Source organism: Massiliimicrobium timonense (genome assembly GCF_042850985.1).
Taxonomy (GTDB): Bacteria; Bacillota_I; Bacilli_A; order Erysipelotrichales; family Coprobacillaceae; genus Allocoprobacillus.
The window spans coordinates 2,111,554-2,131,737 of record NZ_AP031415.1; the positions used below are offsets into that span (position 1 = coordinate 2,111,554).

The 20,184-nt window shown below is 31.2% G+C and carries 20 protein-coding genes and 1 tRNA gene; 6 read left to right on the forward strand and 15 right to left on the reverse strand.

Going from position 1 to position 20,184, the window contains the following annotated elements; genetic code table 11:
* The first annotated feature begins 144 nt into the window (after positions 1–144).
* Together ACGHJ8_RS11015 and rpmE are read left to right on the forward strand one after the other, a co-directional pair.
* Positions 145–1,410, forward strand: coding sequence for a UDP-N-acetylglucosamine 1-carboxyvinyltransferase (locus ACGHJ8_RS11015; protein WP_211965519.1), 1,266 nt, complete (start codon positions 145–147; stop codon positions 1,408–1,410).
* Between the two features lie 101 nt (positions 1,411–1,511).
* Positions 1,512–1,715: a 50S ribosomal protein L31 gene (rpmE, locus tag ACGHJ8_RS11020; protein WP_087358855.1), complete on the forward strand. Its 204-nt coding sequence runs from the start codon at positions 1,512–1,514 to the stop codon at positions 1,713–1,715.
* 87 nt (positions 1,716–1,802) lie between these two features.
* On the opposite strand, the gene ACGHJ8_RS11025 is transcribed toward rpmE, so the two are convergent.
* Positions 1,803–2,396, reverse strand: coding sequence for an AAA family ATPase (locus tag ACGHJ8_RS11025; protein ID WP_087358013.1), 594 nt, complete (start codon positions 2,394–2,396; stop codon positions 1,803–1,805).
* 123 nt (positions 2,397–2,519) lie between these two features.
* Between ACGHJ8_RS11025 and ACGHJ8_RS11030 the strand changes: the two genes are divergently transcribed.
* On the forward strand, positions 2,520–3,269 hold the full coding sequence (locus ACGHJ8_RS11030; RefSeq protein WP_087358012.1) for an MBL fold metallo-hydrolase: 750 nt from the start codon (positions 2,520–2,522) through the stop codon (positions 3,267–3,269).
* The gene (gene rlmH, locus ACGHJ8_RS11035) at positions 3,259–3,738 is read left to right on the forward strand and encodes a 23S rRNA (pseudouridine(1915)-N(3))-methyltransferase RlmH (RefSeq protein WP_390540379.1); all 480 of its coding nucleotides are present in this window, start codon (positions 3,259–3,261) and stop codon (positions 3,736–3,738) included. Before ACGHJ8_RS11030 ends, rlmH begins: the two co-directional genes overlap by 11 nt.
* A 103-nt stretch (positions 3,739–3,841) precedes the next feature.
* On the opposite strand, the gene ACGHJ8_RS11040 is transcribed toward rlmH, so the two are convergent.
* Positions 3,842–3,917, reverse strand: a tRNA-Gln gene (locus ACGHJ8_RS11040).
* A 48-nt stretch (positions 3,918–3,965) separates the two neighbouring features.
* Here ACGHJ8_RS11040 and gltX point away from each other — a divergent pair.
* Complete coding sequence (gltX, locus tag ACGHJ8_RS11045; RefSeq protein WP_390540381.1) at positions 3,966–5,372, forward strand: glutamate--tRNA ligase; 1,407 nt, start codon at positions 3,966–3,968, stop codon at positions 5,370–5,372.
* Between the two features lie 59 nt (positions 5,373–5,431).
* On the opposite strand, the gene ACGHJ8_RS11050 is transcribed toward gltX, so the two are convergent.
* The 4 genes from ACGHJ8_RS11050 to ACGHJ8_RS11065 all read right to left on the reverse strand — a co-directional run bounded on the left by ACGHJ8_RS11050 (position 5,432) and on the right by ACGHJ8_RS11065 (position 9,618).
* On the reverse strand, positions 5,432–6,451 hold the full coding sequence (locus ACGHJ8_RS11050) for a LacI family DNA-binding transcriptional regulator (protein ID WP_087358009.1): 1,020 nt from the start codon (positions 6,449–6,451) through the stop codon (positions 5,432–5,434).
* 70 nt (positions 6,452–6,521) lie between these two features.
* On the reverse strand, positions 6,522–7,865 hold the full coding sequence (locus ACGHJ8_RS11055) for a glycoside hydrolase family 1 protein (RefSeq protein WP_390542450.1): 1,344 nt from the start codon (positions 7,863–7,865) through the stop codon (positions 6,522–6,524).
* Positions 7,866–7,940: 75 nt separating this feature from the next.
* On the reverse strand, positions 7,941–8,567 hold the full coding sequence (locus tag ACGHJ8_RS11060) for a hypothetical protein (protein WP_390540383.1): 627 nt from the start codon (positions 8,565–8,567) through the stop codon (positions 7,941–7,943).
* Between the two features lie 46 nt (positions 8,568–8,613).
* Positions 8,614–9,618 carry an aldo/keto reductase gene (locus ACGHJ8_RS11065; protein WP_390540385.1) on the reverse strand — a complete coding sequence of 335 codons (1,005 nt, stop codon included), beginning with the start codon at positions 9,616–9,618 and terminating at the stop codon, positions 8,614–8,616.
* A gap of 107 nt (positions 9,619–9,725) precedes the next feature.
* On the opposite strand from ACGHJ8_RS11065, the gene ACGHJ8_RS11070 reads away from it, so the two are divergent.
* Positions 9,726–10,628: a LysR family transcriptional regulator gene (locus ACGHJ8_RS11070; protein ID WP_390540387.1), complete on the forward strand. Its 903-nt coding sequence runs from the start codon at positions 9,726–9,728 to the stop codon at positions 10,626–10,628.
* Here ACGHJ8_RS11070 and ACGHJ8_RS11075 read toward each other — a convergent pair.
* The 9 genes from ACGHJ8_RS11075 to ACGHJ8_RS11115 all read right to left on the reverse strand — a co-directional run bounded on the left by ACGHJ8_RS11075 (position 10,586) and on the right by ACGHJ8_RS11115 (position 20,178).
* Positions 10,586–11,299 (reverse strand): MerR family transcriptional regulator, encoded by a 714-nt coding sequence (locus ACGHJ8_RS11075; protein ID WP_390540389.1) that lies wholly within the window; start codon positions 11,297–11,299, stop codon positions 10,586–10,588. The two genes, ACGHJ8_RS11070 and ACGHJ8_RS11075, sit on opposite strands and share 43 nt — an antisense overlap.
* 67 nt (positions 11,300–11,366) lie before the next feature.
* On the reverse strand, positions 11,367–12,764 hold the full coding sequence (locus ACGHJ8_RS11080; protein ID WP_390540391.1) for a polysaccharide deacetylase family protein: 1,398 nt from the start codon (positions 12,762–12,764) through the stop codon (positions 11,367–11,369).
* Between the two features lie 39 nt (positions 12,765–12,803).
* Positions 12,804–14,264, reverse strand: a complete 1,461-nt coding sequence (locus ACGHJ8_RS11085) for a UDP-N-acetylmuramoyl-L-alanyl-D-glutamate--2,6-diaminopimelate ligase (RefSeq protein ID WP_390540393.1) — start codon at positions 14,262–14,264, stop codon at positions 12,804–12,806.
* A gap of 13 nt (positions 14,265–14,277) precedes the next feature.
* Complete coding sequence (locus ACGHJ8_RS11090; protein WP_390540395.1) at positions 14,278–15,294, reverse strand: PTS sugar transporter subunit IIC; 1,017 nt, start codon at positions 15,292–15,294, stop codon at positions 14,278–14,280.
* A complete protein-coding gene (locus ACGHJ8_RS11095; RefSeq protein WP_390540397.1) occupies positions 15,281–16,030 on the reverse strand; it encodes a putative ABC transporter permease in 750 nt (249 codons plus the stop codon). The genes ACGHJ8_RS11090 and ACGHJ8_RS11095 overlap by 14 nt, the downstream gene beginning before the upstream one ends.
* A gap of 91 nt (positions 16,031–16,121) precedes the next feature.
* A complete protein-coding gene (locus ACGHJ8_RS11100) occupies positions 16,122–16,871 on the reverse strand; it encodes a ChbG/HpnK family deacetylase (protein ID WP_211963327.1) in 750 nt (249 codons plus the stop codon).
* Positions 16,871–17,776 (reverse strand): ROK family protein, encoded by a 906-nt coding sequence (locus ACGHJ8_RS11105; protein ID WP_211963325.1) that lies wholly within the window; start codon positions 17,774–17,776, stop codon positions 16,871–16,873. Before ACGHJ8_RS11105 ends, ACGHJ8_RS11100 begins: the two co-directional genes overlap by 1 nt.
* A 50-nt stretch (positions 17,777–17,826) precedes the next feature.
* A complete protein-coding gene (locus ACGHJ8_RS11110; protein WP_241146637.1) occupies positions 17,827–18,669 on the reverse strand; it encodes an AraC family transcriptional regulator in 843 nt (280 codons plus the stop codon).
* Between the two features lie 42 nt (positions 18,670–18,711).
* Entirely contained in the window at positions 18,712–20,178 is a 1,467-nt protein-coding gene (locus tag ACGHJ8_RS11115; protein ID WP_390540399.1) for a family 1 glycosylhydrolase, read from the reverse strand.
* Between the last annotated feature and the right edge of the window lie 6 nt (positions 20,179–20,184).

Here is a 20,184-nt window from a genome sequence, read left to right on the forward strand (position 1 = left end):
ATTTGAATGATATAATGAAAGCGAAAAAAATTAAGAAATTGTTTTGATATTGACGACATAAATGTGTATAATCTCATTAAAAAGAGAAATAGAGTTATAAATAGATTGATGATTGGATATATATTAAAGAAAGGAAATAAACACATGGCAGAAGTAATTGCGATAGATGGTGGATATAAATTAAATGGAACTGTAAGAATTAGTGGAGCGAAGAATGCGACTGTTGCTTTGATTCCCGCAGCCGTATTATCTGAAGGCCCTGTAGAGATTTTAGGAGTCCCTGAAATTTCAGATGTTGCTGCATTGGCAACACTTTTAAAGGAGTTAAAATGTGATGTAGAGATTGATGGAGAACGTATCAAGATTGATCCTACACATATGGAAGATATTGCATTAGTGAGTGATGCAGTCAATAAACTAAGAGCTTCTTATTATTTTATGGGAGCCTTACTCGGAAAATATAAACGTGTTAAAATAAAAATGCCCGGAGGATGCTATTTAGGGCCACGTCCTATTGATCTTCATCTCAAAGGTTTTGAAGCTTTGGGAGCAAATATTACTTATGAAAATGATACTTATTTATTGGAAGCTAAAGAATTGATTGGAACTTCTATTTATTTAGATTTTGCATCAGTTGGAGCAACGATTAATATTATGTTAGCAGCTGTCAAAGCCAAAGGTAAAACTGTGATTGAAAATGCTGCGAAAGAACCAGAAATTATTGATGTGGCAAACCTTCTGACAAAGATGGGAGCGAAAATTAGAGGTGTAGGAACTGATACAATTACGATTGATGGTGTGGAACATTTAAATGGAACATTCCATGAAATTATTCCAGATCGTATTGAAGCAGGAACATTTTTGATTATTGCTGCGGCGGCTGGAGAAAAAGTGATTGTTCAAAATATTATTCCTCAGCATTTAGAAGCGTTAATTTCTAAACTCAAAGAAATGGGTATTCAAATGGATGTTGTGGGAGATAGTATTGTGGTTTATGGTAGAGAAGGTGATTTAAAACCAGTCAACATTAAAACACAAATTTATCCTGGCTTTGCAACTGATTTACAACAACCTCTTACAACTCTTTTAACACAGGCTAGTGGTGATTCTCATGTCAAAGAAACCATTTATATTGAAAGATTTAAACATTGTCCTCAATTAAATAAAATGGGTGCTCACATTGATTTAAAAGAAGCTGAAAGCATTATTCATGGAGCAACACCATTACATGGTACTAGGGTTGAAGCAACAGATTTACGCTGTGGAGCTGCTTTGGTTGTTGCTGGTTTAATTGCTCAGGGAAGAACAGAAATTACAAATGTTTATCATATTGATCGAGGATATGATAATATCGACCATAAACTCATTACATTAGGTGCTCATATTACAAGATATCATATTGATGAATAAAAAATGAAAAAACTATTGTTTTTATCGTCAAGAAATGCTATTATAATTGGGCAACTTACTTTGAAGTAGCAAATATTTCAAGGCGGAAGGAGAAATGAAAAATGAAAAAAGGAATTCATCCAGATTATAAAAAAGTCAAAGTGATTTGTACTTCTTGTGGAGCTGAATTTGAAAGTGGATCAGTATTAAACGAAATTCGTGTTGATACATGTTCAAATTGCCATCCATTCTATACAGGAAAACAAAGATTTGCAAGTGCTGATGGACGTGTAGAAAAATTCAATAAAAAATACGGACTTAAATAATAAGAACCTGCCAATGGCAGGTTTTTTATTTCATCATAATCTTTTCTATTATATAGGCATAAAAACAAAAGTTATCAATTCATTTCATTATTTTTGACGATGTTCTCCTTTTTGATATAAAGCAACGATAATATCTGCGACTTCTTCAATACCAAAATCACTATTAATCGTCAAATCAAAATTCTTTAACTGTCCCCATTTCTTTGTTGTATAATAATTATAATAATTACTTCTGGCCTTATCTTTTTTCATAACAAATTTTTTATAATCATCATGTTCTTCTTGATAATCTTCTTTGACACGTCTTACTCTTGACTCAAAAGGTGCATGAATAAAAATAGTGAGCACATCATCAAAATCTTCCAAAATATAATCAGCAACTCCATTAACAATAATACATGTATCATTTTCAGCAATATGACGAATAATTTTAGATTGCATTGCAAAAACCTGATCATTCAATGGTAAAGTAAAAGCTGTAGAAGATAAAGTATACATAAAACTTGAAGATTTTTCTTCAGATACACGGCGAATTGTATCAACATCAAATCCCAATTCTCTTGCAGCAAGATCAATAATTTCATTATCATAATAAAAGATTCCCAATTTCTCTGCAACACGTTGAGCAATTAAACGACCACCAGATCCATATTCTCTTGCGATTGTAATAATTCTAGGCATAAATACCCCTCCTTTATAATTCTATTTTATCATATTTTTAAATCCATGTTAAATTTTTCATAAATGAAAAAGTTGTTTTTTTATGTTCAAATTTGTATAATAAATACACAAAGGAGTTGAATTATGGAATTTCATATTTTAGCAAGTGGCTCAAAAGGTAATGCTACATTCATTTATGATCAACAATGTGGAATATTGATTGATTGTGGAATTACCCGAAAACAACTTTTATTTAAATTAAATCAATTAGGATTTCAAGAAAATGACATTACATATGTTTTTTTAACCCATGATCATTATGACCACAATAAAAATATTCATATCTTTGATGCAGGAAAAATTTATAGTGCTAAAAAGAATATCAAAGACTTAGATGAATACCATACGCTTGTTCCTTACACACATCGTCAATTTGGTGTTTTTGATGTTTTCACATTAAGAACATCTCATGATGCCAGTGATCCCATTGGTTTTGTGATTAGTAATGGACAAGAACAACTATTGTATATGACGGATACAGGCTATGTATCACAAAAAAATCGTCAATTTATGAAAAATCTTGATTATTATATTATTGAAAGTAATCATGATATTGAAATGTTGATGGCGACTAAAAGACCCATGTTTTTAAAGAATCGTATTTTAAATGATATGGGACATCTTAACAATGAATATAGTGCCCATTTGATGTGTGAGGTTATTGGAGAAAAAACAAAAGAAATTGTATTGGCACACTTATCGCAAGAAGCCAATACAGAAGAACTGGCTCTAGCAACTTATCGACAAGTATTTCAAGAAGAACAAATTGCTTTTTCAAATATTAAAGTGGCCAGTCAAATTGATGTTGTATCAGGAGGAAATTATGAAAATTAAAATGATTTGTGTTGGTAAATTAAAAGAAAAGTATTTAGAAGAAGGAGTCAAAGAGTATTTAAAAAGATTATCAGCTTATTGTGATGTAGAAGTCATAGAAGTTGGAGATGAAAGAATACCTGAAAATCCTTCATTAGCTGAAGAAATGATTGTCAAATCTAAAGAAGGTCGACGTATTTTAGATAAAGTGAAACAAGATGATTATATGATTTTATTAGATGTTCAAGGAAAAGAAGTAGACTCTATTCAATTTGCTGAATCTATTGAAGATTGTATGCTTCATGGTAAAAGTACGATTGATTTTGTCATTGGTGGTTCTTTAGGACATGGTGAAGATGTTCTGACAAGAGCCAATAAATGTATTAGCTTTTCTAAAATGACTTTCCCTCATCAGCTTATGCGTGTTATTCTAGCTGAACAGATTTATCGTGCATTTAAAATTATAAGAAAAGAAACATATCATAAATAACCACAGCTGTGGTTATTTTTAATATGAATCAAAGATAGTTTTTTAAGTCATAAAGTGATAAAATAAAAAAAGAACCACAATCGTGATTCCTTTATAAACACAATGGCTGGGGTACTTGGATTCGAACCAAGGAAATGTCAGATTCAGAGTCTGATGCCTTACCACTTGGCTATACCCCAATCACAACGTTTATTATATATCTTTTTTTAAAAGGAGTAAAGAGGAAAATGAAAATTCGTACACGTTTTGCACCTAGTCCTACTGGGTATATGCATATAGGTAATTTAAGAACGGCTTTATATTGTTATTTGATTGCGAAAAAAGAAAAGGGAGATTTTATTTTAAGGATTGAAGATACCGATCAAAAAAGAGAAGTTGCTGGAGCTTTTGAGCTTATTTTACAAATATTAGATGAAACAGGATTACATTATGATGAAGGTCCTGAGCATGGTCATTATGGACCTTATATTCAATCACAGAGATTAGATATCTATCATCATTATGCTCAAGAATTAATCAAATTGGGTGGGGCTCATTATTGTTTTTGCTTAGATGATATTGAAGAACACGACCCTTGCCTAGATTTATCACCAGATGATATTCAACAAAAAATCCAAAATGGTGAACCTTATGTCATTAGACAAACCATTCCCCAAACAGGAATAACTTCTTTTGATGATGAAGTCTATGGACATATTGAAGTTGAAAATAAAACTTTAAATGAAGGTATTCTTATAAAAAGCGATGGCTTCCCTACTTACAATTTTGCTAATGTTATTGATGATCATTTGATGCATATCACACATGTTGTCAGAGGAAACGAATATCTTTCTAGTACACCTAAATATAATTTAATTTATCAAGCTTTTGATTGGGAAATTCCAACTTATATTCATCTGCCAACTGTCAACAAAGATGAAACTCATAAACTCAGTAAAAGAGATGGCGATGCTTCATATCTTGATCTCAAGAAGCAAGGGTTTCTTCCTCAAGCCATTATCAATTATATAGCACTACTAGGCTGGTCCCCTGAAAGCAATGAAATCCTGTCTTTAGAAGAACTTATACAACAATTTGATGTTCATCATATATCGAAAGCTCCTGCCATCTTTGATCTAGAAAAACTCAAGTGGATGAATGGTATGTACTTAAGACAAATGCCTTTATCTCAATTTCATCAATTATTACAACCTCACTATCATTTTATATCTCAACCTGTTGACGACTTAGAAATTTCACGTATTCTTCAACCTAGACTTCTACAAATTCAAGATGATATTATTCAAGAACTGCTTGATTTTATCAATCAGCCCCTTCCTTTTGATATCACTATTTATACACATAAAAAATTCAAAACCAATCCTGAAAAATCTTTACATGCTTTAACACTTGTAGAAAAGCATTTTCATGAAATCAAAGATTTTCAAAATGATGATCATATTCTTACATTTTTTAGAGAACTTGCTAGAGAAAATGGACTTAAAAATGGTCAAATCATGGAACCTGTTAGAGCTGCTCTAACAAACAAACGTTCTAGTGCCGGTGGTGCTGTAGAATTAATTCATATTTTTGGTAAAGAAGAAGCATTACAGCGTATTGAAACAGCTATTCAAAATATTAATCATCTTCTCTAAAGAAAAAATATACATGACATTGGAGTTGAACTAACTCCTTTTTTAAATTCAATAAATTTTCATTGCACAGAAGATCTTTCTATGAGTTGAACACTTAATAATTCTGTTTTTTGAATATAATCCTTTCTTTGAATACGATCTACTAAACGATGCACTGCTTCCTTCCCCATACTTTCTTTTTGTACCTGCATTGTTGTGAGTGGCGGTTTCAACTTTGCTGCTAATGGTGTATCATCAAAGCCGGTCACACCTATATCTTCAGGAACTTTTATTCCTAAATTTGTTAATGCCTGTATAACAATAAAAGCATTAGAATCATTCGCACAAATCAAAACTTCAGGCAATTCTTTTGATTGAAGTCTTTTTTCTATCTCATCAGTTTGGTGATTGAGAACATATTTTTCAATATGATCTAAGAAAGAATATTTTTGAATATAAGCATCATCATTAAATGTATTGATTACTTGATGATTCATCAAAGCTAATTTATATCCTAAAAAACGATCTTGAAAACTTAAAGAATAATCTAAATCACCAAAAAATCCTATTTTTCGATATCCTTTTTGTATAATATAATTTGTCATCATATAACCACCTTGTTTATTGTGTGTCAATACACAATCCAAGCTATCATACAATGATGTAAAATCAACCAATACAATAGGTATTCCAGTTATCTTTAATTTCCTTAAATTCATATCAGAAATCTTACCAATAATAATAATTCCAGCTACTTTTCTCTCTGTAATACATTCTGGTATTTCCATATGCTGATCTTCAAAATAATTCATTATAGATGAATATCCCAAATTTTTAGCTTCTTCTACAATAGATTTTAAAACAATGGAATAGAAATGCCCTGTATCAGCATAATAACTCTGCATCAATATACAAATATTAGACCTTGAAAACACAGATAAATATTTCCTCTTTTCATTAATATAGCCCATTTCATCAGCTGTACGTAAAATTAATAAACGCATTTCATCACTCACACCTGGTTTATCATTTAATGCAATTGAAACAGCATTAATAGAAATATTCAATTTTTTGGCTATATCTTTCATCGTGACCTTCATATGCTCACCTCCACACCTATTATTTATAATATATCATCAGATAAACGAAAAAGCCATGTATTCATGACTTTTATAATTCTTCCCCATTTGTTTCAATGACATGCTTATACCATCCAAAAGATTTTTTCTTCATTCTTTTTAAATCTTTCAAATCATCATTTGTACGATTGACATAAACCATACCATAACGTTTATTCATATTCGCACGACTACTTAAAATATCAATAGGTCCCCAAACAAGATATCCTCGACAGTCTACTCCTTCTTCAACAGCTTTTTTCATTTCCGCAATATGTTTTCTCATATAATCAATACGATAATCATCCATGATTTCACCATTTTCATTGACTTCATCATCACATCCAAAACCATTTTCTACAACATAGATAGGCATTTCATAACGATCGTATAACTGACGTAATGTAATTCTTAAACCAACAGGATCAATTGTCCATCCAAATTCAGACATTTCCAAATAAGGATTTTTCTTAATCACAACATCTTCAACATTTGTTAAACTTTCTTCACCATAATGAGAAATCGTAGACATGTAATAACTAATAGATAAATAATCCGTTTTTCCTAATTTTAAAATATCTAAATCACCATCAAGAATTTCAGGCATTGTTCCTTCATTTTTCATATTTGCATAATAATAAGAGTTGTAATGTCCTCTTGCAAAAACATCTAAGAAAACATAAGCTTCACTTTGTGCTTTCATACTTTCAAGTGTATCTAAAGGGTGACATGTTTCAGGATAACTTTGCACAACGGTTGCCATCCCCATGACTTTACCACCTTGTTGATGAATATAGTCATTGACCAAACTATGAGCAATTAATGTATTATGCATAATCTGATTATCAAATGTCTGAGGATTCATTCCTTCAGGACAAATTCCTCCAAAAAACATTTTAGGTCCTTTTTGTAATATTCCGTTTTGTTCATTAAAAATAATCCAGTAATGAACTTTATCTTTATAACGATCAACAATTTTTTTGCATAATTCTACAAAAATATCAACAACTTTTCGACTTGCAAAACCATTATATTTTTCTTGTAAGACAACTGGCATTTCAAAATGATATAAAGTTGGAATAGGTTCCATTCCTCTTTCTTTTAATGCATCAACAAATTGATCATAGAATTCAAACCCTGTTTCATTATATGTGTTTTCATCACTCATCAGTCTTGACCAGTCCATTGAAAAACGATAAGCATTAAATCCCATTTCTTGATATAAATCAAAATCTTCCTGGTATCTATGATAGCTATCAATGCCATCTTTAAAATCAGAGAACTTTCCACTGACTGTTAAATCACAGACAGCTGGAACTTTTCCTCCTTCGTTATATGCACCTTCACTTTGATGAGCAGTCACTGCTCCACCCCATAAAAAATCTTTTCTTAAGATCATTGTTTCAACTCCTCACTTTCATTATTATTTTGTTTTATAACAACTTGAAATTCAAGTTATAAATACTTGAATTTATCTCGTATATAAAAACATTTTCCCATCATATTTTTCATTTAATGTCTGTTGACTCGTAAATACACAAGAAAAATTGTCATGAAAAACATGAAATGAATCCAATGGCTTGACTATGTTTAAAATTTTTTGATTGATTTCTTGCGATATACCAGTTTGCTGACAAGCTTCACATTGCTCATCCGTTTTATAGAAAACATGTACTTGATCAAAAATAATTTCTATTTTCCATATATAAGGTCTATGAATACTTTGTATTTCTTTTTGTACCTGTTTTAAAATTCTTTTTCTTATTTCATCTTCTAATGTGTCATAAGTAATAATCGAAGGTGATTTTGTGTGTATATGATATTTTTGACAAAGAAAAACAAATTGTTTACCAATTTTCTGTTGTTTTGTTTCATCAAAATGAATACCTTTCTTCATCTTTTGGCACTCTTGATGATTCCATAATAAAAGTTTCAATCTGGATTGATTATCATGTGTCTGATCATAAAAGTAATCATAGAGTTTTAAATGAAAAGTTTGTTGAAACCATTGTTCAAATTCTAATAAAAATAGACTTTTTGGTTCTAAATGACATAATAAATGAAATGCATGTTGATATTGTTGTTCATTTAAAAGCATAAAAACACCTCTTTTTTATGATACAACAAAAGAGATGTTTTTTCATTTATTTTTGCCAGTTTTGACTAAATGTTTTTCCTTCTGATTCTTCTATACCTCGATGTCCATAAATTTCAATAGTATGTAGTGCTTTTTCTAATTGATTAAATTCTTCATCAGTCAATATCACTTGACTGGCATTTAAGTTTTCTAAGATTCTTTCTTGATTTTTAGAACCCGGAATAGGCACGACATGAGGATATTTATATAACATCCATGCCAGAGAAATTTGAGCTAAGGTTGCTTTTTTCTTTTGTGCATATTGGTTCAATAATTCAATGATTGGCTGATTTTTTGATATATTTTCTTTTGATAACTGTGGAACCCATTGACGAACATCATCACCTTCAAAATGAGTATGTGTTGTAACTTTACCTGATAAAAAGCCACTGCCAATAGGTGAAAAAGCAACGACACCAATATGATGTTTCAAACAATATGGAATGACTTCTTTTTCACAATCTCTTTCTATCATTGAATAAAGATTTTGTACGGCAGTTACTGGTGTCACATGATGAGCTTTATCCAATGTATCTACTGTCACCTGTGATAATCCCCATCCTTTGATATAGCCTTCTTGAATCAACTGTCCCATGACTTTGGCGACATCTTCAACAGGTATATTTTCATTAATACGATGCAGATAATATAAATCAATATAATCTGTTCTTAAATTTTTTAGAGATTGTTGTAAATGTCTAAAAACAATATCATACAATGTTTCTTGATTATTGAGTTCATCATTATGAATATGTAATTTTGTCGCAAGAATTATTTTCTTTCTAAATGATTCAACTGCTTTTCCTACTAACTGTTCATTATGTCCAGAATAGAATTGTTCTTTCCCATAACTTTCAGCAGTATCAAAAAATGTACATCCAGCTTCATAAGCTTTGTAAATAGCTTGAATACTATCCAGTTCGCTGGGAGCTTTTCCATATCCATGTGAAAATCCCATACATCCCATACCAATTTCAGATACTTCTAAATTTCCAATCATACGTTTTTTCATGATCTTAACCTCTCTTTCTATTGTTATTGTAAAGAAAACCTCATTGATTGAGAAGTTTTAAGATGATACAATAGTAGAAACTTAAAGTTTCTACTAGGAGGTTTTATATGTATAATCCCATTTTAGATGTTTTTATGATGGTTGTTAAAAAGGGAAGTTTTTCAAAAGCAGCACAACATTTATTTCTTACACATACAGCTGTTATTAAACAAATGAACACTTTAGAAGAACAGCTACAAACACAACTCTTTTATCGTAGTCACCAAGGCATTAGCCTCACACCTGCCGGGCAAGTTCTTTATGATGAAACGAAACATATCATGAGCTTAAGTCAACAGATCATTTTAAAAGTACAAGAAGCTAATCTTCATTTACCCGTTCTTATTCGTGTTGGTGTATCAACACTTTATCCCTGTCAGCCTTTAATGAAAATATGGGAACAAATCAGCTATCATTACCCGCAATTTGACATACAAATGGTCCCTTTTACAGATGATGCTCATCGTTTACAATTATTAGGATCTCAATTTGATTGTTTAATTGGACCCTATAACGCTTTATACAAGGATGCTATATATCGTTTTATTCCACTAGGACATTATCATTTTCAAATCGCCATAAATAATCGCCATCCTCTTGCTCATAATAAAATCATCCACTGGCAAGATTTGAGTCATGAAAAAATCATGATTATGAAAACAAACTATAGTCCTATTAATGATAAAATAAGACAAGATTTGCTCACTCACTGTCCGCATATAGAAATTATGGATATTGAGCCTTCCTATGATACTTCCACTTTTAACCAATGTGCCAAGACACAAAATCTCTTATTATCTTTAGAATGCTGGAAAGATGTCCATCCATCACTTGTTCATATTCCACTCAATCAAGATTATCAGATTCCTTATGGAGTTATTACAAATCAATCAATTAGTCCTCAACTTCAAAACTTTTTTCAAATCATTCAAGATTCATCACGATATGTTTCTTTCATCCAAGAACGTTGATGACAATAAGGACATTTCAAATATTTTCCTTTGCTTCCATTATGAAGACATAATAAATCCTGAAAAAAAGAAATCGTTATTCTTTGATGACATTGAGGGCAAATATAAGCATAGTGTGATTGATGGAATTTGATTAACATGAGTAATAAAATAAAATCAAAAATAAACATATAACCAACATATTTATCATGAATAAAGCGACTTAAAAATATTGTAAATATCATAACAAGAACATATAAACATAGAAAAAGATAAGTCAAATGAATTGTTTTTTGATATTTCTGATCTTTAATCAAGTCATGTAATTCTTGGTAATTAAAGACAGTTAATGCGTGATTATTCTGAAGTTCCTGTAATAAAACAGATATTTCTTGATTTTTTTGTTGGAGATGTGTCAGCTGTTTTTGATTTTTTTGATATTGTTGTTCTAGTATTTGAATTAAAAGAGTATCTTGATGATCTTGTTCAAAAATATAACGAATATCTTTTAAAGATAAGCCCAAATCTTTATATAGTAAAACCAATTGAAATTTTTGGATATCTTCTTTAGAATATACCCTTTTTCCATGTTCAAGAATTTGAGATGGTTGAACAATTCCTTCATAATCATAATATTGCACTGTTCTTTTGCTGACATGACATATTTTGGCAACTTCACCTGTTGTATACATTATATTCTTCCCTCCTGTTACCTTTATTATAAAGGATAACGCCACGTGATAGGCAAGATAAATATGATTAATTTTGTACATGATGATGAAAAGTAGGAGATGTTTCATCTAAAATTTGGAAAACATAGCCCTGTTCAATCAAATAATCCAAAATAGCAGGTAAAGCTTTGACTGTATTTTCCTGTGTACCACTATCATGCATTAAAAACATAATATCTTCCTGTTCACCAATTTCTTCCTTTGCTTTTTTAATAAGACCATCAACCGTTTTAATACCTTCTCCATCGCCATTAATAGAAGTCCAATCATAATACTGATAACCTAAATCAATAACTTTTTTTGTTAAACGTGTCATAATCCCTTCATTATATTTTTTAGAAACTAAATTACTAGAACCACCGGGAAAACGTATCAAATCAACATTCTTTCCTATTTGTTGATAAACAACATCCTTAATTTTATTTAAATCACTAATATAATTCTTTAAAGAACTATAAATATATTCATAATCATGACTATATGTGTGTAAGCCTATTATATGTCCCTTTTGATAGGCTTCTTTAATATAATGAAAATCCTTTGGGGAAGTCCCTGTCACAAAGAAAGTTGCTTTAATATGATATTGATCTAAAATATCTAAAATTTCTTTGGTATTTGATGATGGACCATCATCAAATGTTAAATAACATGTCTTGATACCATCTTTGAGAGCTTCTCGATTATCGTATTGACTTAAGACTTCTACTTTTCTTATCAGTGTATCTTCATTTCCACTCGCATCTTTAACATGATAATAAACTTCATATTCACCCATTTGACGAATATTTAACTTAGAATCATCAATTGTTAATAGCGGAGATTCATCATGGTCATCTTTGACAACAACATCTTTTTTTAAATCTATTTCATCACCAATAAGTAATGTGATAGGGGTTAACCCTGTCACTGTGGGAGGCTGCTTATCTTGATTCTGGACTTGAATATAAGCGTTTTTTTCTGTTTTATTGCCATAACTATCTTCAACAACAACGCCTACCTGATATGTTTTTTCTTCATCAAAAATGTATTCTTCCACAAAATAAACCTTTGTATCTGAATCATCTTGAATATTTTTAACAAGTTCTTCAGGTTTTACTGTTTCATTTTTGAGAATTGTTTTATTTTGAACATCAAATTGAGGTGCTAACATATCATCAATATAAACAGTTAAACTATATGTTTTTTGTTGATAAGAATAATGAATCTGATACTTTCCAAGCTTTCCATTATCAACTTGATTATCTACTTGAATGTCATCTATTTCTATATGTGAAAGTTTTTGAATATATTGTAAAGGATTCACTTCTTGATATAAAGCCAAATGAATTTCCTGATCTACAAAAATGATTTTGGGTTGAAAATAAAAATATATACAAATCAAACAAGCAACAATAAATATTAGACTATAAAAAAAGACTTTTTTCATATGTATCACCAAAAATACTATATGAAATCAAAGTCTTTTTTAGTCCTTTTCTTGAAAATATTCCTCAATGATTTGTCGTTCACTAAAAGGTAATGGTTCATCATTTAAAATCTGATAATCTTCATGTCCTTTTCCTAGACAAAGAATAACATCACCCGCTTGGGCATGAGTTAAAGCATAGTAAATGGCTTCTTGACGATCTTCAATGACAATATATTCGCCATTTTCCTGTTGAATACCTTCAATAATATTGTCACATATATCATGAACAGATTCGCCACGTGGATTGTCCGCTGTTAAGATAGAAAAAGCATGATATTTAGCGACAATAGCACCTGCATCATAACGACGATGAACATCTCGATGTCCTCCTAAACCATAGACACAATATATACGATGAGGATGGTATTCACTCATAGTGGATAAAATACTATCAAATGATAAAGCATTATGTGCATAATCAATTAATACTGTATAAGGGCGTGGAACGGGAACAATTTCAACACGTCCTTTTACACTGACTTGTTTTAAAGCTGCTTGAATATAAGGAATATCTATATGCAGTAAATAACAAATCATAATTGCTACTAACGAATTATAGACACTGAATTTTCCAGGTATATTCGTCTGGAATGAAGCTTCAATGACTCCCTTTGTATCAAATGTGACACCCAAAACATTTTCTTCTTTATAAAGTTCAATATGTGAAGCTTGTAAGTCACTTGGCTGTTGAATAGAATAAGTTTTGATTTGACATTTTGCCTGATCAATCATATCTAAATAATGGTCATCATCTCTATTGAATAAACCTATACGACACATTTGAAATAATTTCTTTTTACATGACATATAATGTTCAAAAGAATGATGTTCATTTTCACCAATATGATCAGGAGATAGGTTTGTAAAAACACCAATATCAAAATCAATACCTGTGACACGATCTAACATTAAACCTTGTGAAGATACTTCCATGACACAATATTCACATCCTGCATCGACCATTTCACGCATTAAACGCTGCAATTCAAAAGATTCCGGTGTCGTATTTTTTGTTTTTCTTAACTCACCATTAATCATAGAACCAATTGTTCCAATAATACCTACTTTTTGATGAGCCTTTTCTAAAATTGATGCCACCATATAAGACGTTGTTGTTTTTCCTTTGGTTCCAGTTAAACCAATCACTGTCATTTCACGACTTGGATGATGAAAGAAAGCACAAGAAAGTAAAGCCAATGCCTTTCTTGCATTTTCAACCATGATATATGTAATGCCTTGCTGATATTCTACAGAATGTTCCACAACAATTGTTTTCGCACCATTTTGAATAACCTGTTTGATAAAAGAATGTCCATCGACTTTCGCACCAGGAATACAGACAAATAAACTTCCCTCTTTTACACATCTTGAATCATAATCAATTTGTGTCACTTCATTATCTAATTCTCCTTGTATAAATTGATAATCTAATTCCTTCAATAATTCACTTAATTTCATTTCCCTCACCTTTTCATATTCCAGACATATACATATCTCCACTTTTTATATAATTTAATTTTCTCATAGCTTTATACATACCATAACAAATACCCATTGGCAAAACAACATCTATCAAAATATAAACAATCCAATAAGTGGATGACATCAAACGCATTGCTTCACGTAATCCCATAAGTCCTGTTAAACCAAGTGAAGCTCCTTGAACAGTACAGCTTAAAGACAATAACGCTGTCAATATACCACTGATAAGACTTGCGATAAGAGGTGGCACCCAGATCAAAGGTCTTTTGATGATGTTTATGAACTGTAAAAAACTTGTTCCTATACTGACAGCCAAAACATTTCCAATAGGATTATCATGAATAGACATAACTGCCAATCCTACCATCTGTCCACAGACCCCTGCCAAAGCACAACCCAAAGCCACGCCATCTAACCCACTTAAAACCGACATTAAAAAGAGTGATGTCAATGGTGATGTTGTAATCACGGCACTTAATAAGGCTACGCACATTCCCATTAAAACAAGTGGTAGCTGTATACATTGTAACATCAAATCTTGAAACCAGTATAACAATTGTAAATAAAATGGCTTGATAAACCAGATGAAGACTCCACTACATATTAACGCAACTATAGGGGCTAACAGCCAATCCAGTGATGTTTTCCCTTGAATGAGTCGAACAACTTCTACAGTTAAAATCACTGCCAGATAAGCAAGAAAAGGAGAGCCCGTTGTTAATGTCACATGACTGCCATCAACGACTAAAGTTCCTGCACCAATCATACCAGCTAAACACGCTGTCACTAAATTGATACCTTTTGCTTCCATACACCATGCCATTGTGATACCAATAACAGGGCCAAGCATATAAGTAAGTATAATTCCCCATTGATTCAACAATGAAAGATGAAACAATTGTCCTATTTCCTGACAGATTGTTCCTAAGACAAAACTCATAAAATATCCAGCAGCCAAACCATGAAAAGTACGAGATAGATAATTATCACGTTTACTTCTTGCCATCTTCTTTCTCCTCTTTTCCTTGATGTTTCATCAACATTGGGAAAGCTTTCACAATACGTCTTTCCATCATAGATTTTTCATGAACCCACTGACGATAACTCTCATGATCATTTTCTTTCCACAATTCCATAATTTCTTCAAAATCATGTCTACTCTGTTCAACATTTTCAATCAATGTCTGAACCGTCAATTCCATATCTTTTCTTAATGCATCTAAACGTTCATCCAAATGCATTAAAGAAACAACTGTATAAATAAAATCAATACCAAAAAGTGTTGTCAGCATAGTCGCAAAAACAACCAAAGTAATTAAACCATATTGCATAATCCACTCCAATAACATGGGTTGAACATATTTCACTGCTATTACACTAAATAATCCAAAAACAAGAAAGCCTTCTAAACATACTCTCCCATTGACATGAAAAGCTTTATCAGAATAATCCCACCAGCGACGATGATAAATCTTTTCCATACCCCAAGATGTTAAATATTCAATCACACAAGCTACAAAAGCCCCTTCAATAAAAATAGATAAATAACTTTCTGTTGGAGAGAATAGCAAAGACACTGTCAAAGCTCCTACCCCATAAATAGGAACAATGGGTCCATTTAAAAAACCACTGTTTTTGATCCTATGTCTCGTCATAATAGGGCAAATGAGTGACTCCCAAATCCATCCAGCAAAACCATATATATAAAAAGTTATAATGTAAGCACTAATATATTTTTCCATAACTGACTCCTATATAAGGATATTATACTTTGTTTTTATGATTAAGCAAGAAAAAAAAGGAGTCGCACTCCTTTTACTAAAAACAAATCTTTTATTGATAATCTCGAAAACTGACGACTTCAATATGATGATGTTTTAACCAGTCTTTTAACCACTGACTACATAAAAATTCACATTCCATTGGTCTAATCAATGTATATGAAGAATGTTCTAAAATATATTGGTCAAGATAACCAGGATGAAAAACCACCAGACTACATTCATTTTTTTGAATATTTGATAATTGACTTTCAAAATATTGATAAGGGTCATAGAGTCCTCTTTCATCAAAAGCAAAGAAATCTAAAGATTGAATATGATATTGTTTTTGCCATTGTTGATCCATCAAATTGTCATAAAATAAATGATGCCTGGCAGCCACATTTTCTAAAGCCTGTAAATAATTTCTTGAAAAAACAGCATGTCCCTCAAAATACTCTGGTTTTTGACCTGTGATTTCAATAAATCTTTGTAATTGTGCTTCAATTTCCAACTCACACTCTAAAATATTGATTGTATCTTCTTGACGATGGTTAATATCATGACTTGAATAAAATTCCCCATTTTCATTAACCAAAGAAGGAATAAGCCCAGGCGAACAAACCGGTTTTCCTAAACATATATTTGTATGTTGTCCTAAACAAATATCTAAATCTTTGATTAATTGATAGCCATGCTTTGCACTTTCCATATTAGGCATAAGTCCCACACAACTGATTACACCATCTTGTATAGATTTTAAGATGCCGTAGTTTACACCTTCGCTTATACCTAAATCATCTGCACGTAAAATTAATTTCATTATTTCACACCACCTTTATTATAAAGTTGACAATATGTATAGTAAGCACCAATCAAATTAGAATCATTATGATATTGACATGGTTTGATTTGTGGTTTTCTAAAGAGATAAGCTTTTGTAAAAATATCATCTATCTTTGTTTGTATCATTTCTACAAACAATGGATCTTGACTGATTCCTCCTCCAATACAAATACATTCAGGATTGATGATATTATCAATGTTATAACAAAACTTAGCTATTGCTTCAAACCAATCATCCATGACTGAAATCACTTCTTGATCTTTTTGACGATAAAGCTGCATCATGGCTTCCCCATCAATGTTTTCATCTTGTTTGATATCTTGAACTTTTTTGACAATAGCTAAAGTTGAATATGTTCCAGCAAAACTCTCATATTGTCCTTGACGCAAATCAACAAAAATAGGACTAAATTCTCCTGCAATCAAATCTAAACCACGTAGTACCTGATGATCAATGACAATACCTCCACCTATACCAGAACCAAAAATCAAAACGACGCAGCTTTGACAATCTTTTGCCTGTCCTACCCATGATTCACATAAAGCTGCAGCTTTACCATCATTTTCAACAGATACAGGAATATAATGGCATAAAGCAGATAATCTTTTAGCAAGTTCTAACCCTTCTAAATAAACCAGTGCCCCACTTGTCAACATGACACCTTTTTCCACATCTATTTTTCCTGGTACACTCATTGCAATTCCTTGAATATTTTCTTGTTGAAAAGAGAAATAAATATTTTGTAATGTTTCTAAAAAATGTTCCTGTGACTCATAAGGTGTTTTTATTTTTGATGTCTGTGTTAAATGACACTGTTCATCAATTAAACCATACTTAATAAATGTTCCACCTACATCAATGACTAATACTTGATCTTTCATTTTAACCTCCTATAAAAGAGGGACTTTTTTAAAGAAAAGTCCCCATCTATTTATGAATGTTCCTGTTTACGATATTGAGATGGTGTTTTTCCATACCATTTCTTAAAATGATTAATTAAGGTATGTTCACTAGAAAAACCACATTCAAAAGCAATATCTATAATACGTTTTTGTGATGTCATTAATAAGAATTTTGCACGATCTAAACGTAATTTCGTTAAATAAGTATAATAATTTGTATTTAAATAACGTTTAAACATTAATGAAATATGTTGCGTTGTATAACCAAAATGATTTGATAAATACTGTAAAGAAATATCTTCTCGATAATGCGTACTGACATAGAAAAGAATTCTTGAAAAAGTATCGTTGTTTTCATGATGATAGGATGTAGGATCATAATGACTTTCTTTTAAACATTGGGATAATAAGGAAAGAAGGGATGCTTTATATTCTAATTGAGAAACAATATCATCATGATTCATTTTTAAAATAACTTGGGAAAACAAATCAATAAAAGACTTTTGATCTTTAATCATAAAGACTTTATCAATAAGTAAAGTTGAAGGCATATGTTGTAAAATAAAACCAATATTGATATGCAGACATTGGAAACGAAAATTACCAGCATTGCCAATCATTTTATGAAGTGCCTGCATTCCAATCACAATCACATCACCAGGATTCACTTCAAATAGTCCTTCAGGTGTCATTGTTATCATATGCCCATCAATAATATGAACAATTTCCAGCCATTCATGCCAATGAACATCTATGATAGATTTATTTTCATTATGTCCAGCAGAATCTATAAATAAGCAGTATTTATTACTATCATAATTACGTATACTACTATCAACATCTTCATATTCTTCATCAAAAATCAATCGCATCTTTATCACCAGCAACATTCTAACATATTTTTCTATATCACATCAATCAAGATCTTTTCCATTTGTACGAATGACTTTTTTATACCACTCAAAAGATTTCTTACGTCTTCTTTGAAGTGTTCCTTGTCCTAAATCATCCATATCAACATAGACAAAGCCATAACGTTTTTTCATTTCTCCTGTTCCAGCAGAAACAAGATCAATACAACCCCAAGGTGTATAACCTATAACATCTACACCATCATAATCAATAGCTTTTTGAATTTGTTGAATATGCTTTCTTAAATAATCAATACGATAATCATCTTGGATAGAACCATCTTCCTCAACATGATCCAATGCCCCTAAACCATTTTCAACAATCATCAATGGTAATTGATATTTATCATAGAGTCGATTTAAAACAAGTCTTAAGCCTTGTGGATCGATTGGCCATCCCCATTCACTTTCTTCAAGATATGGGTTTTTAACACCACCTAATTGATTACCTCCAGATTTTTCAGTATTTTCACGTGTTGCAATTACTGCTGAATTATAATAACTAAATGAAATAAAATCGACTGTCCCTAAAAGTAATATCTGATCATCTCCATCTTCTTTTTGAAGTACCACATTCTGTCTTTCTAACTCTTTTAATTTATAACTTGGATAATAACCACGACATTGTACATCATAGTAGAAATCTTTAAAGTCTCTAGCCATTTCCATTTCAGCAATAGCGTCATTTGGATTGCATGTTTCAGGATAGAAAAGAATATTAGCTATCATTAAACCAATCTGAAAATCAGGATTAATTTGATGTCCTAAATAAACAGCTTTTGCACTAGCAAGTAACAAATGATAAATGGCCTGTTGCTGTTTTTGAGGATTGGATGCTTCTGTAATACCTAAAGTAGAATAATCTCTTAAAAAATTAATTTCATTAAAAGTCAACCAGTATTTAACTTTATTTTGATAACGCGTAAAAATAGTACGACAATAATTGATAAAGAAATCTATTGTTCTTCTATCTAACCAGCCTTCATATTGATGAGCTAAATGAAGTGGTAAATCAAAATGATTAATTGTCACAAGTGGTTCAATTCCATATTTATGGCATTCATCAAAAACATCATCATAGAATTTTAAACCTTCTTCATTAGGTTGATCATCATCACCATGAGGAAAAATACGTGACCAGTTAATGGACATTCTAAATGTTTTATATCCCATTTCTCCCATTAAAGCAATATCTTCTTTATAGTGATGATAAAAATCGGTAGCTACATGACTTGGATAATAAACATCATCATCAATAATAGCTTTAGCACCTTCAGGCACATCTTCAAAACGATTGATTGTTTTTCTTGTCCCATCTTTTAATTCAATAACAATACGACGAGGATGCTTTTGATCACCATTTGTAATGGTATCAGCAGTCGCTAAACCTTTACCACCACTCAAATAACCACCTTCGTATTGATTGGCTGCTGTAGCACCACCCCATAAAAAGTCTTTAGGAAATCCCATATTTTA